Source organism: Chryseobacterium sp. S90 (assembly GCF_047444895.1).
Taxonomy (GTDB): Bacteria; Bacteroidota; Bacteroidia; order Flavobacteriales; family Weeksellaceae; genus Chryseobacterium.
The window spans coordinates 299,134-315,692 of the sequence record NZ_JBLGCX010000002.1; the positions used below are offsets into that span (position 1 = coordinate 299,134).

The following is a 16,559-nucleotide window of genomic DNA, read 5'->3' on the forward strand; positions in this document are numbered from 1 at the left end:
GTTTACTCTTTAAAGGGTAAACCCTGAATGCATTTAATTCAGTTATTTAGCAGATGGGTTTACCATTACCGAAGAATTGGAAACGCTCTTCATAGACTGAGACTGTTTTCCATCTGAAATGGTTTCTATCTGCGTCGTTTTTACGTTGATATTCTGATTGGTAATCCATCCTGTGCTTTCGTCAAACTTAATGGTTCCGTTCTGAACCAGTTCACTGCTCAGGCTGTGTGTAATTGGTCCCTGAGCTTTCTTTTCAGTTTTCTTAGGAATACCTCCGCTTACCGCAATTTCTGCAGCTCCGTTTCCTAAGCTTTTCATTACATAATTGGAGGTTACTTTTACAGCCCCGCTAGCGTCTGCATTTTCGGAAGTAGACCATTTTTCACCAATTTTAACTCCTTTTTTAGGAATAATCATCAGGTTTTTATGGAATTGGTCTTTTAATACCTTTTCATTGAATGATTCTTTAAGGCTTGCTACAACACTTGCCTTTTGATTGGCATCTTTGATAAGAGTTCCCACTGCATTGGAAACTTTTGTATAAACAGCATCAAATCCTGTGATAGAGATTACGTTACCTTTTGTATCCATTTTCATGGCAAGTTTGTTTCCGGTAAGTGCTTTGTTTACATTCCAGATCATTTTAAGATCATCTTCTTTAGGAAGAGCAAGCTTGGTATCTACCACTACTGTTTTTCCCTGTGCAGATTGAGAATTTCTTTTCGCTACAAGATTAAGGGTCATTTCGTATACATCCCCTTTAATATCATTAACGACGAAGTTCATTTCATCCGTAGATTCGCTGGTTGCAGTGATGGATTTTCCCTGAGGATCCGTCATTGTTTTTACATCTCTCTGATAAGTGGTAAGAGGATACGTTTTCCCTTTTTCAAGTTTAAAAGTCTGTTTAATAACTCCTGCAGAATCTTTGATAGCCGGATTTTCTGCAACTTTTGCTACAGAATCAGCAGGAACTTCTACGGTTACCGTTTTCCCTGTTTTAGGATCTACTTTCGTTATTTTTGCTGTTTCTTTTTTACAAGATACAAGAGCTATCGATGATATAAGCGCAAGCGCTGCAATGTTCTTCATTTGATTTTTAACTTTATTTTTTACTACTATTTCTTAATATATTGTCTGCAATATCATACAATTTCCCTTGGGATTCCCCATCTGATTCATTGGATAATATAACCACTCCCATGTTTTTTGACGGATGTACCTGAAGCACGCTTGAAAAACCAAATGTACCTCCTGTATGAAAAACCATTTGAGTTCCGTCTTCATTGGTATGCAATCTCCAGTACAGTCCGATTGCATCTCCTTCATTTTTTACAAGAGGAGTATGTGATCTTTTTACATAGGTATTGTTTTCATCCAAATGATACTGTATGTATTTCACCAGATCTCCTGTTGTAGAGAGAATCCCGCCTGCAGGAGCCATAATGGTTGTGAAGTTTCTGGGCATTACCTTTCCTTTTTCATTATAGCGAGTCAATAGCTGTGCAGAATTCGTACCAATAATGGTCTGGCTCATTTTCAGAGGTTTTGTAATATACTCTGAAAGTAAGTCTTCATAGCTTTTATGATACACTTTTTCCAGGATATCTCCGGCAATCTGCGTACCCACATTGGAATATTTATAATCTGTTCCGGGTACAAAATCTATTTTTGCCTGATGAAGATCTTCATAAAACTTCTTTTTTGAGTAGTTTTTATAAAAATCAGCTAATGCCATGGCAACAGAGTCCATTGGTTTTTTGAATGTTTCAGACTGATCTGGTAAGAATTGAGGTAATCCTGATGAATGATTGGTAAGATTATCGATTGTTATCGGGTGCTTTTCAAATTCAAGATTAGGAAAATTCCCGTCAAGATATTTCCGGATATCATCATCCATTTTAATCTTACCATCTGTTAAGGCATGAGCCAGAAGTGTTCCGGTAAATGTCTTACTGATGGATGCGATCTCGTAAACGCTTTTAGAGGTCGGAAGTTCTGATTTTCCGATTTCCGTTGTTCCATAATTATAAAAATAACTTTTACCATCTTTAAAAACACCTATCGAAAGTCCTACACGTGCAGGATTCTGCATATAAGTGAGTGCTTCCTTCTGAACTATTTTATCAAGCTCAGTGGTAAGGTGATTGTCGGTTGCAATATTTTTTGTCTGTGCACCTAATGCAAATGGGACAAAAAATAATGGTAAAAGCGATTTTATTTTCATGTTTAAGGATTTGGTATAGCAGTCATTTTCTGTCTCACCGCTTCATACAAAATCGCTCCACATGCTACAGAAACATTCAGAGACTGTGTTTTTCCTTCAATAGGAAGCTTTATTTTTTCGTCAGCATGGTGAAGGACTTCTTTAGAAATTCCGGTTTCTTCGTTCCCCATAACAATAGCACATGGCTCTGTAAGGTTGACATCATAAATTAATTTCTGAGCTTTTTCACTGGCAGCATACACCGAAATTCCGCTTTGCTGAAGGAAATCCACAGCATGAGCCAGATTATTTTCTTTACATATTTTAATATTGTAAATGGCACCTGCAGAGGTTTTTATAGCATCAGAATTAATAGGAGCAGCGCCCTTTTCCGGAATGATTATAGCATCAACCCCTACACATTCTGCCGTTCTGCAGATTGCACCAAAGTTTCTTACATCGGTAAGTCTGTCCAGAATCAAAAGAAAAGGCGTTTTTCCCTGTTCAAATAACTGTGGAACAATATCCTCCACTTTATGAAACGGTACATCCGAAATAAAAGCAACCACACCCTGGTGATTTTTTCTTGTAAAACGGTTCAGTTTTTCAACCGGAACATAATTGGGACGGATTTTATTTTTCGCTAAAATTGCTTTTAGTTCAGCATAAATAGGACCTTGAAGTGCATTCTGCACAAAGACCTTGTCAATCGTTTTTCCCGCTTCAATTGCTTCAATCACGGGACGCAGCCCGAAAATAAAATCGTCTTTCATTGAAATTTATTATATAGTTATAGAGTGAATTGTCAATTGTGAATTTTACGCTGTAAGTCAATTGTTATGTGTATATATTCACATTTGACCATTGACTTGCGCAGCAAGATTCACTATCTTCCTTTCTCTCCTAAAATTGCTCTTTTCTGTGCCATCACATATCCGTAGTGAAGGCTTTCATGCATATTGTTGAAGATGATGGCATCCTGGATGCTTTTCAGATCCATTCCGAAACTTGTTGTGTAAGGAGTGTAGTCTGAGAAGAAATCACTGTCATAATCCTTCATTAAAATCTTTGAAGTTTCCGTAAGTAAAAATTCTAAATCTTCCACTTCCGACTTCTGGACATTTAAATTCGGTAAAGTACCTTTTTTGTAAGTTTCGATCCAATATTTGTCAATACGGAAAGGATTTCCGCTTAAGTAATAGTGCAAAAGCTGCTGTGTAGCAACAGTATGGGCAATATTCCAGTACATATTATTGTTGAAACCATCCGGAATCAGAATCAGATCTTCATGAGATGTGTTCTGAAGGATGTCTAAAAGGTTCTTTCTTACCTGTCTGTGCGCTTGAAAATGATAATTCATTTTGCAAAATTTTTAATCACCAAAAATAGTTTAATAAACTGGAAATGACAATTTTTTTGGGTAAAGGATTGAAGTTAAAATTTTTTAACTATTCAGAAAAAGGATAGATTAAGGTTGTTTTTCCAGGAGATTTTATTGTTATTATGATGTTTTTAAGTTTATTGTTACAAAACATATAAGGTATATATTTACATAAAGCCTTCCTAAAAAATAGGAAGGCGTTATTGTTCTGTTTGCTGTATAATTTTTACAGTCAGCTTTATTTTTTGAGGATTTTATGTTTAAATGTGGTTCCATCCTTTAGAACGATATTTAAAAAATAAATTCCAGTGCTGTATGGGGAAAGATCTATTTTATTCTCATTATAAGTTTCTATAAGTTTTCTTCCTTCTGCATTGAAGAGACTTATTGAGGTTACATCTGTTTTTGATTGTATGTGTACAAAGTCAGAAGTAGGATTAGGGTATATGTTTACATCTACTGTTTTGATGTCTTTTACATTTAAAACCGCATTGCTTTTACCCTGCATATAAACTGATAACATAATATATCCCTGCTGTTGGTTGAAAACTGCTGTTGGTATCGTATGTTTCAAAGTGTGATTACCGGCAGTTAAATTGGGTAATGTAAATTCTCTGATGGGAACAGAATTTCCGGGACACCAGTTATTCCATGAAGTCCAATCTGCGAAAGTTTTAGGAGTGGCTCCATATATTCCATTTCCCTGGGTGTTATATACCCGGTATGGTTCACATGAAATTCCTCCCGGAGTGTAAGTGAGAACCTGTGCGTCATCTATATAGGTGTAGTTTTGTCTTCTTATATATTCTTCACCGCCACTGTTGGCACCATGAGGGGTAGATATTACAAAAAAACGGGCGTTAGTCACAGGGTTTGGGAGATTGAAAGTTACAATTCTAACAGTTTCTCCCGTAACATCGGTACTATTATAGTTGTTAAGTTTATTATAGCTTAATATAGGTACGAGACTGTTGGTGTCTACAGGAGTTGCTCCTGTATCCGTTGAGAAAAAAGTAAGGGTTCCGGAAAAAACATCAATTCTGCCTGAGCAGCCGGAAACCTGAGTTTGAGGAACACCAAAAACATCCAGTTCCATATATAAATCATAAGTGTTTCGTAATGCTGTATCATGAAAAACACTGTAAAGATTACTTACATCATAAGTATAAGGAACTTCTAAAGGAGTACTGTTTTTATTCATGAACGGTGTAATATACCTTCCGATTTCAATTCTTTTGACATTCGGATCATTAATCGTATAAGTAGATTGATTTTTAGGAACCATCGCCAGAAAGATTTCTCCCAGGCGATCATAATTGTCACACAATGCAGCTATTGTTACCCGCATCGCGATCTTAGCTTTGAAAGCGTCTAGTTCAGCATCAGTAAGCTTTCTTGTATATCTGGCATTATTAAGCCTGATTAAACCGGTAGGTACAGGGTCGGATACTGTAGTTGCATAACCATTATAATAGACTGCATCTAAAATCAGATTCGTCATCGTAGTCTGAGATAAAACAAGATTGGTAATGAAAAAACTTGAAAAAAATAGTTTTTTATACATGTTGTTGATATTTTGTGTAAAATTATTAAATATTTATTATTTTATTGTTTTATTTGTTTTTTATTTTGCTTTTTGTTTTATTTTGTTGTTAAATATTTAATTATTTTAATTTTTATTGTGTTTTTGTTTGAATTATTTCTTTGTATTTGGGTTTATGATTGATTTTTTTTTAATTGCTGTAAATTTGGAATTTTGTTGTTAAATTTGCATGTTTTTATATGATAATATTATTAATAATGAAAAGAATTTTACTTTTAATTTTGTTTTTTGTAGTGATTGGAGTGCGGGCTCAGATCAATATCAATATTGGAGCAGTGAATGTAGGCACAGCACCTGTAAGCAGTTTTTTCTCTTACTCCTATGTGCAGCAGATTTATCCTAAACAGGAAATAAATGCCAATGCTGCGGGCAATATTACAGGTCTTACATTTTATGTAGATCCTTCTTCAACCCTTACAGAATCATCAAACTGGACTGTTTACCTTGGTCATACCTCCAAAACGGCATTTTCTTCCGGTACAGACTGGATTCCTGCCGCACAGCTGACACAAGTATTTACAGGAACTGTAACCAGGAATAATAATAAAGTTCAGGTTGTTTTTACCACCCCTTTTGCATATAATAATGTTGATAATCTGGTTGTTGCTGCAAAAGAGAATTCTCCTAATATTGATATTAATAATTTTGATGAAGCCTTCCATGTCTATTCTCATATTTCCAATTCAACCCTTTATTATAAAGGAGATCGTAGTGTAGTAGATATTTCTGCTCCACCGGGTGGAATAAGAGCGGACTATAAATCTGCAATTACAATCTCAGGACTTACATCCAGTGCCGGCCCTGCCTGCCCTTTCATTATGTATCCTGTAAATAATACCCAAAATGTTTCCTTGTCTCCTAATATCACCTGGTTGCCTGTCTCCGGAGCAGATTCTTACAAAGTTTCAATAGGAACAAGTCCGGGAAGTGCTAATGTTGTTAATCAGCAGGTTGTATCCGGAACTGCCTTTTCACCTTCGTTTGCTCTTGCTATAGGAACGACTTACTATTTGAAAATAACGGCTGTTTCTGCTAATGTTGAATCCTCAGGATGTTCAGAATTTATGTTTAAAACAGTTCCTGCAATACCTGCTAATGATGCATGTTCAGGTGCTTTCCTTGCCTCCGTGTTTCCTTACAGCTATACTCAGGATGATGCTGTCTCTACCACTAATAATTCAGGGAATATAAGTGTCTGCACGAGCAATGGCGATACGGGAATGAATGACGGTACATGGTTCAAAATGGCTGGAGACGGAAGTCAATATACTGTAAAAGTAACTATGCCTTCCGGAAGCAGCTTTGACCCTCAAATTGGAGTGTATAGCGGAAGCTGCAGTAATCTGGCATGTTCAGGTACAGTAGATAGCGGTGGAGGTGGTACCGCAGAAACGCTTACTATTACTACTGTGTCAGGGACTGATTATTTTATAAATGTTGGAGCTTATGATGATACAACGGATGCTCCTGAAAATACTTTCACGATTACAATAACCAAACTTTAAAATATTTGAGGTTTAGATTTTGAACAAAAATTGAGATGATAAATTAAAAGTGTTGCAGAAGTATTTTGCAGCACTTTTTTATATGAATAATGATAAAAAAAGAACGGTGAATATGTGAAAATTACCCGGATCTATGGATTTCTTTATAGGCAAGAAATTCAACATTATAGCCTTAAATATTGCGTTAATCCCGGAATATTTAACAAACTTTAACTCAAAAATGGCATTTATTGTGTTGATTAATGCAAGTATTTATCAGAAATTTACCACTTATTTTAAATCAAGCTATGTCAGAGATATATCAAGCTGAAGATATCCGCCAATTGACGGAAAAAGTAAAAGAAAAAAATTATTTATTTACTCTTCTGAGACAGGAAATCAACAAAGTTATTATTGGGCAGGATTACATGGTAGACCGTCTTTTGGTAGGGCTTTTGGGAAATGGTCACGTTCTTTTGGAAGGGGTGCCGGGATTGGCCAAAACTCTTGCCATAAAAACCTTGGCAGATGCTGTTCATGGTGAGTTTTCAAGAATTCAGTTTACTCCGGATTTGCTTCCTGCAGATGTCGTGGGAACCATGATTTACAATATCAAAGACAATGATTTTTCTATAAAAAAAGGTCCTGTATTCGCAAACTTTGTGTTGGCGGATGAGATCAACCGTGCGCCGGCAAAAGTACAGTCGGCTCTTTTGGAGGTAATGCAGGAAAAGCAGGTGACAATTGGTGATGAAACCATGAAGCTTCCAAAACCGTTCCTGGTATTGGCAACCCAAAACCCGATTGATCAGGAAGGGACTTATTTGCTGCCTGAAGCACAGAGTGACCGTTTTATGCTGAAATGTACCATAGATTACCCTTCTTTTGAAGATGAAAGACAGGTAATGAGAATGGTTTCCACTTCACATCAGCCGTCTGTGAAACCAGTGATTTCCCTTCAGGATATTGTAGATGCAAAAGAATTGATCAACCAGATTTATCTGGATGAGAAAATTGAAAAATATATTCTGGATATGGTGTTTGCAACGCGTTATCCGGAAAATTACGGTCTTTCTGAACTTAAAAATTATATCAGCTTTGGGGCTTCTCCAAGAGCATCCATTAACCTTGCTATCGCTTCAAGAGCCTATGCGTTCTTAAAAGGAAGAGCATTCGTTATTCCTGAAGATGTAAAAGCATTGGCAAAAGATGTATTGAGACACAGAATAGGTTTGACTTTCGAGGCAGAAGCGGAAGAAGTTTCATCAGAAGAAATTGTTAATAGAATTTTAGCAAAAATCCAGGCACCATAATGAGTGAGGTAACAATAAGAAAGGCTGTTCTGGAAGATTGTGCTTCCATGCTGGATTTAATCAAAGAACTGGCAGAATATGAAAAAGCGCTGCATGAAGTAACGGTGACGCTGGATGAATTTATTCAGGATGGTTTTGGAAATTCTCCGGTTTGGGGTGCTTTTGTCGCAGAATTTGAAGGCGAAATCGTTGGAATATCGCTGTATTACGACAGATATTCAACATGGAAAGGAAGAAGATTGTATCTTGAAGATCTTGTTGTGACAGAAAGGCTGAGAGGAAAGCAGATCGGAAAAATGTTGTTTGATGCAACATTGGAATATGGAAAATCCAATAACTATAGCGGAATGGTATTCCAGGTATTGAACTGGAATGAGCCAGCCATTAACTTTTATAAAAAATACAGTCCGAAGTTTGATAATGAATGGTTGAATGTATCCATTGAGTTAAAAGATTAACCCGAAACCCGAATCTCGCAACTCAACATTAAACTTTGAATTTTAAACCTTGAACCTTGAACCTTGAATTCGTCTATGCAGATAAAAGATATTGTAAAAAAAGTAAAGCAGATTGAAATCCGTACCAGAAAGAAGACGGAGGCTGCTTTGATGGGGCAATATCACAGTGCTTTTAAAGGGCAGGGGATGACTTTCTCTGAAGTTCGTCCTTACCAATTTGGAGATGAGATCAGAAGAATCGACTGGAATAAAACGGCAAGATTCCGTGAGCCATTTGTAAAAGTAATGGAGGAAGAAAGGGAGTTGACGATGATGATTCTTGTTGATATTTCCGCTTCCATGGATTACGGTACGAAAGTTCAGCTGAAAAGAGAATATGTAGCCGAAATAGCAGCGAGTTTAGGATTTTCAGCTGCCGGAAACAATGATAAAGTAGGATTGATCCTGTTTGCGGATAAAGTATATAAAGTAATTCCTCCTCAAAAAGGAAGAAAACATATTCTTTCCATCATTAGTAATATTCTGACCGCAGATTATGTTCCTGCAGAATCTAAAATAGATAAAGCGATGGAGTATATGATGGGGATTTTCAAAAGGAAATCGCTGGTTTTTCTGTTTTCAGACTTTGAAGATGAATATGATTCCAAAATGCTGAGAGTGGCTTCAAAGAAACATCAGCTGTTGGGAATGAGGATTTTTGATGAAAAAGATAATGAAATTCCTGACGTAGGATATGCTCTTCTGCACGATGTGGAGACAGGAAAGGAGATATGGGCCAATACTTCCAGTGCAAGATGGCGGTATACCTTTGCAGAAGCTCAAAAACAAAAGCTGAGAGCTTTGGAAGAAGATTTTGCCAGCAGTTCTGCAAGTTTTATGAACATCAATACCGGCTCAGATTATTCAAAATTGTTGTATAATTATTTTCAGAAAAAATAACACCGGGTTCAGCCCGTAACTAAAAACATGAGGCACTTGCCTTTATTATTTTAACATTGAGAAAAATACTTTTAATATTATCTTTTCTGATCTGTGCGAATGCTTTTTCACAGATATTATCTTCTAACGTAGAAAAGAAAACCCTCGCTCTTGGGGAAACCAATCATATCACCATAAAGATTGATAACCTTAATGAGCAGCAGGTAACTTCCGCTCCGAAAAATGAACTGCTTCCTTTTCACTTTGAAGAAATTAAAGACAGCATCGGGCAGACTGCCAATTCCTATGAAAGAAAAATTGAATTTGCTGTTTTTGATGAAGGAAAATTCACCATTCCGGAACTGGAATTCAAAGTAGGGGATAAAGTACTTAAAACCATTCCTTATGAAATAGATGTCATTAATACTGCTCAAAAAGCAGATCAGATCAATGATATCATGAAGAATAAGCAGGTGAAACTGGAAGCTAAAGATTATTGGGAACTTTATAAGTTTTATATTCTGGCAGCATTGGCAGGTATTGCTATAATCATTGCAATTATTATGATTGTAAAATGGGGGAGGAAATCAAAAAGTTCTCCTGTTGTGGCAACCAATCAGACGTTGAAAGAACTTGACTCTCTTAAAAAGAAAAAATATATTGAAGGTGGAAACTTCCGTTCATTCTACGTTGAACTGATCGATATTTCCAGAACATTCATTACCAAACAATACCATCTTCCTGCAGATGTTCTTCTTACAGATGACCTTATTGATGTCATGAAAAAGAACAATACAATTTCGCAGGACAATGAAAAAATAATAGAAGATGTATTCCTGAGAGGAGATCTGGTGAAATTTGCCAAAACCTTTCCTGATCAGAATACAATGGAGACTGATTTTGCCAATATCAGAGATTTTGTGAAAAGATCATCCAAAGATTTAGAATTCGAAAACTTAAGAAAGGATGTTTAATTTTGAGTTTTACAGCCCGTGGTTTTTATTGCTTTTTCTGCTGTTTATCCCGCTTTTTATTAAAGATGCCGGAAGACGGAAAAGAAAAGGTATAAAAGTGCCTACCGTAAAAAATATGGATCACAGCGATGGAATCCGGGGCGTGCTTTTTTTGCTGAAAATTTCGAAGTATATCATTCTTACTGCTTTGATCATTGCTATGGCCAGACCGAGAACGTTTACGATTTCTCAGGACAGGGATGATACAAAGGGAGTAGATATTATGCTGTCTATTGACGTTTCTTTAAGTATGCTTGCAAAAGATCTGAACCCCGACAGAATTACAGCATTGAAAGATATCGCTGTGAAATTTGTCCAGAAACGTCCCAATGACAGAATAGGAGTTGTAGCCTATGCTGCTGAAGCTTTCACGAAAGTTCCTGTGACCTCAGACCATCAGGTGGTTATTGATGAAATTAAAAACCTGAACTCTGCAGGCCTTGAACCAGGTACAGCCATTGGAGAAGGTCTTTCCGTGGCAGTGAATCATTTGGTTAAAAGCAAAGCTAAAAGTAAGGTGGTCATCCTGATGACGGATGGGGTAAGCAATATTCAGAATGCTATTCCTCCGCAGGTTGCTGCTGAACTGGCAAAAAATAATAATATAAAGGTATATGCAATCGGAATCGGGACCAATGGGTATGCTCTGATGCCGACATCACAGGACATTTTTGGAGATCTTATCTTTACGGAAACCGAAGTGACCATTGATGAAAATACCTTGAAAGAAATTGCACAGACTACGGGAGGGAAATACTTCAGAGCAACCTCAAACAGTAGTCTTGAAGAAGTATATGACGAGATCAACCAACTGGAAAAATCTGATGTGAAAGTTTCCAAACTGTACAATTATGAAGAATATTTCAAGATATTTCTTTGGATTGCTTTAGGAATGTTGGTATTTGACGCATTGTTGAGATGGGTGTTTTATAAAATTTTAAGCTGATGAGTTGGTCTTTAGGAAATTATTGGTATTTATTTTTACTGTTGCTTCTGCCGCTGTTAGCTTCCTTTTTGATCCGTTTTTTAAAATGGCGAAACAAGAAAAGAGAAATTTTTGCAGCCAGCCAGTTTCATGATAACTTATTTGAGAAGAGATCAGGATTTACGAAGTTTTTTCCTGCATTATATTTATTAGGAACATTGTTTCTGATATTTTCCATCATTGATCTTTTGAATGGTTCAGAAGAGGTGAAAAGTACTCAGAAGCTGAACAATGTAATCTTCATGCTGGATGTATCCAACTCTATGAATGCTGAGGATATAGACCCAAGCCGTCTTACAGAAGCTAAAAACCTGATGACAGCCACGATGAAGAAAATGAATAATGATAAGGTAGGTATCGTCATCTTTGCAGGGCACGCAATGTCTATCATGCCTCTTACCACAGATTATAATTCTGCAGAGACTTATATCAGCGGGATTGAAACCAATTCTATGCAGATTCAGGGAACAGATTTTCTGAAAGGGATGCAGGCTGCCGTAGATAAATTTAAAAATGTAAGCAAAGGATCCAGAAAAGTAATCCTGATGAGTGATGGTGAAGATAACGAAGGAAATGATAATGCTGCGATAAGACTGGCCAATAAAGAAGGGATAAGCATTACTTCCGTAGGAATCGGGACAGATGAAGGAGCTCCGGTTCCGGAATATGTATTTGGACAGCTGATGGGGTACAAAACAGATGTAAACGGAGGTACAGTTATTTCAAAGAGACAGACTGAAGCCTTAAAGAAAATGGCGGAATCTACAGACGGAACTTATATTGACGGTAATAATATCAATGAAGCTCCGGATAGAATTGTGGATGCAGTCAATAAAAAGTCCGCAGGTGCTGAAACCATGGTGAAATCACAGAATGCTATTCATTATTATCAATATTTCCTTGGAGTATCTATTCTGTTTTTCTTTTTAATTTATATTTTTAATCCTAAAAAGGATTTTAATGTGTAGATTTCCTCTTTATATAGAAGAAATTCTACAAGTACTTTAACCGAATTTTAACAAATAAAACTCTGTTTCTTAACATATAAAGGAATAATTTTGCAAGTGATGAATACTAAAATCATATTTTTATCGTTTATTGTTGTCATCTCATTCTCAGGCTTGTTGTTTGGGCAGGAAAGCTACAGGAATTTAGTTCATGAAGGCAATCAGAAATTTGACGGTAAAGATTATGACGGAGCCTCTTCAAAATATATGGAAGCCATAAAATCCAATGATAAAGATTTTACTGCACATTATAATATGGGGAACGCACTCTATAAAAGTAAAAAATACGAAGAGGCAAAGACGGAGTTTGAAAAAGCAGAAAAACTTTCACAAACACTTCCTGATAAAACTGCCGCTCTTCATAATTTAGGGAATGCTTATATGCAGATGAATCAGCCGGAAAAAGCTGCTGATTTTTATAAAAAAGCTTTAAAGCAGGATCCCTACAGTGAGGTAACCAGAAAAAATTATGAGATTGCCAAGCTGAAAGAGAAAGAAAAAGAACAACAAAAAAACCAGGAGAATAACTCAGGAAAAGGCGGCGGCGGAAATGATCAGAACAAAGGTGACGATCAGAAAGGCGACAAAGACAAAAAACAGGATCAGGGAAATGGCCCGCAAAACGAAGGTAAAAGCGACCAAGGTGATAATCCTAAGCAGAATCAGAATAATGAAGGCAGAATGCCTAAAAATCTTGAAAATGCGATCTTAGATAAAATAAACGAAAAAGAAAAAGAAACCGCCAGAAGAATTTTAAACAAAAATTCTTATTCGATGCCTGAAAGCAACGAGAAAGATTGGTGATGCAGCACAAATTGATTTACATATTGCTTACCCTCGCATCCGTAATTACTTACGGACAGGTAAATCTTACTCTGGATGCTGATAAATCTGAGTATGGAGGGAAAGATATTGTAAACCTTACCATTGTTCTTGAACTTAACGGAAGTGACCTTGTACAGCAGACCGGTTTCCAGCTTCCGGATCTTTCAAAATTTAATATCATAGGAAGCGGATCTGTTACCAATACCGTAATTGATCCTGCTACAAACACTTTAATTACCCAAAAAGTATCCAGAATTGCCCTTGAACCCAAGAAAAAAGGGAAAATAAAAATAGGCTCAGTTCTGGTTACGGTAAACAACAGAATCTATAAAACAGAACCTTTCGACGTCAATATCCGTGATATTGTTGACAGAAGATCATTAGCTGCCAATACATTCAATGATGTCTATCTGAATATGGAAATTGATGACCGGGAAGTCTATCAGGATCAGCCTACAGTAGCTGTTCTTAGAGTATACTCAAGAAATATGGATAACCTGAGAAAGGTGAAGAATATCCATCTTCCGCAGCAGGATAATATCAACGTACATGCTATCAATTTTGATAAATCTGAGATAGATCCGTCAGGATATGGAAACATGCCTTCGCAGGTTTTGGCCATGTTTATGGTATTTCCTAATGAAGCCGGATATGTGGAAGTTCCCGGGGTGTCAGCTTCTGTAAGTACCTATTCCAATAAAACCAAGATTGTTTCCAATAAAGTAAAAATTAATGTAAGGAAGCTTCCTGAAGGAGCGCCGGAGTGTTTTAAAAATGCTGTCGGAAACTTTAATGTCAACGTATATAATGCTTCCAAAGAAAAACCGGAAGCCAAGAAACCCCTGAATGTTGTAGTAAAGGTTTCAGGTGAAGGAAATTTACCGGACATGGAACTTCCTAAAATTGCTGCATCTCCGGACTATGAAGTTTTTCCTCCGAAAATTACCTCTAAAGTTTCTCCGGGAGCTGCAGGAATGAAGGGTGAGATTCTGGCTAATTATGTCATTATTCCCAAAAAATCTGGGGCAATCTCTATTAAAACTGAACAATTTGCTTTCTTTAATCCTGAAAACAAAGAATATGTAGATCTGGGACAAAAAACACTTGATCTGAATGCTTTTTCTCACGATCAGATCCTGGAAGCCCGTTCTACGGTAGAAAAGGTAAATGAGTATACCAATAACCTTCTGGAGACGGTAAATACTCCGGTTTTAAAAACAACTTCGTTTAAAGTAAAAGAAAAAAGTAAATTCCATTGGAATATACTTTTAACGAATATTGCCATTCTGATCAGTTTATTTGTTGCTTATCTGTTATTTAAAAATTGGCAAAAAAAACGTACATTAGTTAGGGAAACTGCACCGTCAAAACCCTTAGGTTCAGTGGCTGAAACAGAAAAAGAGATCAGAGAATTGTTGAAAACAGATATCAATGATTACTTTGGATACCTGGAAAATCTTAAAGATAACGGTGAGTACGAAAAGTTCTTTACGACACTGGAGGAATTGGATCAGGAAGTGAGAAGTCAGTATTTCCAAGGCTCTGCAGTAGAGTTTAAGACTTTTCTTGAAAAACACAAAGGCGCTTCAGTTGCAGAAGACTACAACAAATTGCAGCAGAGAGTTCAGATGGAGAAATATAATCCTGTGAAATCTGCTGATGCACTTGAAGAACTTTTGAAAACAATTGTTAATTTGTATTCACAAATTAGCAAATAGTCAGTTTATTTTCATATTTTTGCGAAATTTTTAATTACAAAGAGATGGAAATTCTTGATGGTTTCTCTTTTAAAGAGGTCGTTACCAGCTTTATGGTTCTTTTTGCCGTTATCGATATTATCGGCTCAGTTCCCATTATAGTAAGTCTTCAGCAGAAGTTTGGACAGATTGAGGCCGGAAGGGCAGCACTTACTGCCGGTGCTATTATGATTGTTTTCCTTTTCGTAGGAAATAAGATCCTTAAGCTTATTGGAGTAGACGTAAATTCTTTTGCCATTGCCGGTGCTTTTGTGATTTTTGTCATAGCCCTGGAAATGATTTTAGGAATTGAAATTAATAAAACAACCGAAGCAAAGGCCGCATCTATTGTACCCATCGCATTTCCGCTGGTTGCAGGAGCTGGAACTTTAACCACAGCACTGTCTCTGAGAGCTGAATTTCATGATATTAATATTATCTTCGGAATTATTCTTAATACAATTTTCGTATATTTGGTGCTGAAATCAGCGAAATGGTTGGAGAGAAAAATCGGGGATGCTACTTTAATGATCCTTCAGAAAGTTTTCGGAATTATCCTTTTGGCAATTTCAATTAAATTATTCACCGCAAATTTTGCCCAGCTGGTGCAGAATTATATTAATTTTTAAGAGTCATGAAGAAGTTTTATAAAGTATTTTTAGTACTGTTTATTGTATTCATCGCCATCAATCTTTATGCGATCAACTGGCAGACAACAGATATCTTAGGAGATGAAGATAACGTTAGGTTTGCATTCTCAGCCGGAGCAGCTGCAATAGGTCTTATCCTGCTTTTTGTAATGGATACCTGGAGCAGAATCGGTGTAAAGAAATAAATTGAATATTTCATTATAGATATAGCCTCTTTCTTTGGAAGGAGGTTTTTGTTTTATATTAGGTAGCAGAGGTTAGGTTATAGGTGGCGGGTAGCAGGTAGTAGGGAATTGTTGTCATTAGATTTCAATACTGTTTTTTGGATCAATAGGAGCGGGCTTTAGTCCGTTTAAATAGAATAAAATTCAATTGGCTTTAGCCAAAACTTAATTAAGTTTTAAAATTATATTTTTCAACAAATTCTCTATACTCTTCAGTAAAACTCTTTTTCTGATGATGCTTTTCCTGATTTTTAATATAATGTCTTACAGATTCTATCATAGACTCGGAAACAGACACAGCAAAATATTCATCCTGCCATGAAAATTTTCCTTTTACAAGATCATTCTTATTAATCCAATGGGATGACTCTCCCTTTATTAATTGTACAATTTTTTCAATATTCTGATTTGATCCCAGAGAAATAAGGCAGTGGCAATGGTCTGAATATCCATTAATCATATCTAAAAATATTCCTTTTTCTGTAGCATATTCTTTGATATGTTTCCAAACCTTAAGACGTAGGTCAAATGTATTGAGAAAAGGATCTCTGTTTCTTGTAGAAAAGACAAGATGAATGTAAATTTTGATAAAAGCCATTTGTGTTGTTTTATCAAAAGTAATGTTTTTTATTTTTAATAAGTTTTGGCTAAAGCCAATGGAATGGTATATAATGTGAAAACGGGCTAAAGCCCGTTCCTATTGATTTTTACATGTTGAAATTAATTTGAGAAAGAAATAATCAAATAATCAAAAAA

At 36.2% G+C, this 16,559-nt stretch carries 17 protein-coding genes; 11 read left to right on the forward strand and 6 right to left on the reverse strand.

The annotated features are described in order from the left end of the window. Positions 1-42: 42 nt before the first annotated feature. The 5 genes from ACLMCG_RS09095 to ACLMCG_RS09115 all read right to left on the reverse strand — a co-directional run bounded on the left by ACLMCG_RS09095 (position 43) and on the right by ACLMCG_RS09115 (position 5,151). The gene (locus tag ACLMCG_RS09095; protein WP_413960552.1) at positions 43-1,092 is read right to left on the reverse strand and encodes a DUF6263 family protein; all 1,050 of its coding nucleotides are present in this window, start codon (positions 1,090-1,092) and stop codon (positions 43-45) included. Positions 1,093-1,105: 13 nt separating this feature from the next. After that, positions 1,106-2,227 (reverse strand): serine hydrolase domain-containing protein, encoded by a 1,122-nt coding sequence (locus tag ACLMCG_RS09100; protein WP_413960551.1) that lies wholly within the window; start codon positions 2,225-2,227, stop codon positions 1,106-1,108. Positions 2,228-2,229: 2 nt separating this feature from the next. After that, positions 2,230-2,979 carry a 23S rRNA (guanosine(2251)-2'-O)-methyltransferase RlmB gene (rlmB, locus tag ACLMCG_RS09105; RefSeq protein ID WP_077418341.1) on the reverse strand — a complete coding sequence of 250 codons (750 nt, stop codon included), beginning with the start codon at positions 2,977-2,979 and terminating at the stop codon, positions 2,230-2,232. Positions 2,980-3,092: 113 nt separating this feature from the next. Continuing rightward, on the reverse strand, positions 3,093-3,566 hold the full coding sequence (locus ACLMCG_RS09110) for a DinB family protein (RefSeq protein WP_413960550.1): 474 nt from the start codon (positions 3,564-3,566) through the stop codon (positions 3,093-3,095). 259 nt (positions 3,567-3,825) lie between these two features. After that, the gene (locus tag ACLMCG_RS09115; protein ID WP_413960549.1) at positions 3,826-5,151 is read right to left on the reverse strand and encodes a peptide-N-glycosidase F-related protein; all 1,326 of its coding nucleotides are present in this window, start codon (positions 5,149-5,151) and stop codon (positions 3,826-3,828) included. Between the two features lie 236 nt (positions 5,152-5,387). On the opposite strand from ACLMCG_RS09115, the gene ACLMCG_RS09120 reads away from it, so the two are divergent. From ACLMCG_RS09120 to ACLMCG_RS09170, 11 genes are all read left to right on the forward strand, one after another. After that, positions 5,388-6,695, forward strand: a complete 1,308-nt coding sequence (locus ACLMCG_RS09120; RefSeq protein ID WP_413960548.1) for a hypothetical protein — start codon at positions 5,388-5,390, stop codon at positions 6,693-6,695. Positions 6,696-6,982: 287 nt separating this feature from the next. Then, on the forward strand, positions 6,983-7,987 hold the full coding sequence (locus ACLMCG_RS09125; RefSeq protein WP_413960547.1) for an AAA family ATPase: 1,005 nt from the start codon (positions 6,983-6,985) through the stop codon (positions 7,985-7,987). After that, the gene (locus tag ACLMCG_RS09130; protein WP_223599297.1) at positions 7,987-8,445 is read left to right on the forward strand and encodes a GNAT family N-acetyltransferase; all 459 of its coding nucleotides are present in this window, start codon (positions 7,987-7,989) and stop codon (positions 8,443-8,445) included. Before ACLMCG_RS09125 ends, ACLMCG_RS09130 begins: the two co-directional genes overlap by 1 nt. Positions 8,446-8,520: 75 nt before the next feature. Continuing rightward, the gene (locus ACLMCG_RS09135) at positions 8,521-9,384 is read left to right on the forward strand and encodes a DUF58 domain-containing protein (protein ID WP_047421113.1); all 864 of its coding nucleotides are present in this window, start codon (positions 8,521-8,523) and stop codon (positions 9,382-9,384) included. A gap of 56 nt (positions 9,385-9,440) precedes the next feature. Then, on the forward strand, positions 9,441-10,337 hold the full coding sequence (locus ACLMCG_RS09140) for a BatD family protein (RefSeq protein ID WP_052186255.1): 897 nt from the start codon (positions 9,441-9,443) through the stop codon (positions 10,335-10,337). Then, complete coding sequence (locus tag ACLMCG_RS09145; RefSeq protein ID WP_223599299.1) at positions 10,330-11,322, forward strand: VWA domain-containing protein; 993 nt, start codon at positions 10,330-10,332, stop codon at positions 11,320-11,322. Before ACLMCG_RS09140 ends, ACLMCG_RS09145 begins: the two co-directional genes overlap by 8 nt. Further along, positions 11,322-12,329 carry a vWA domain-containing protein gene (locus tag ACLMCG_RS09150; RefSeq protein WP_413960546.1) on the forward strand — a complete coding sequence of 336 codons (1,008 nt, stop codon included), beginning with the start codon at positions 11,322-11,324 and terminating at the stop codon, positions 12,327-12,329. The genes ACLMCG_RS09145 and ACLMCG_RS09150 overlap by 1 nt, the downstream gene beginning before the upstream one ends. 99 nt (positions 12,330-12,428) lie before the next feature. After that, positions 12,429-13,172, forward strand: coding sequence for a tetratricopeptide repeat protein (locus ACLMCG_RS09155; protein WP_052186256.1), 744 nt, complete (start codon positions 12,429-12,431; stop codon positions 13,170-13,172). Then, positions 13,172-14,911, forward strand: coding sequence for a BatD family protein (locus ACLMCG_RS09160; protein WP_413960545.1), 1,740 nt, complete (start codon positions 13,172-13,174; stop codon positions 14,909-14,911). The genes ACLMCG_RS09155 and ACLMCG_RS09160 overlap by 1 nt, the downstream gene beginning before the upstream one ends. 44 nt (positions 14,912-14,955) lie before the next feature. Next, positions 14,956-15,558 (forward strand): MarC family protein, encoded by a 603-nt coding sequence (locus ACLMCG_RS09165; RefSeq protein ID WP_047421122.1) that lies wholly within the window; start codon positions 14,956-14,958, stop codon positions 15,556-15,558. A gap of 5 nt (positions 15,559-15,563) precedes the next feature. Beyond that, on the forward strand, positions 15,564-15,764 hold the full coding sequence (locus ACLMCG_RS09170; protein WP_223599303.1) for a hypothetical protein: 201 nt from the start codon (positions 15,564-15,566) through the stop codon (positions 15,762-15,764). Positions 15,765-15,972: 208 nt separating this feature from the next. Here the strand turns inward: ACLMCG_RS09170 and tnpA are convergent, their stop codons facing one another. Further along, positions 15,973-16,401, reverse strand: coding sequence for an IS200/IS605 family transposase (gene tnpA / locus ACLMCG_RS09175; protein WP_413960544.1), 429 nt, complete (start codon positions 16,399-16,401; stop codon positions 15,973-15,975). Positions 16,402-16,559: the final 158 nt, after the last annotated feature.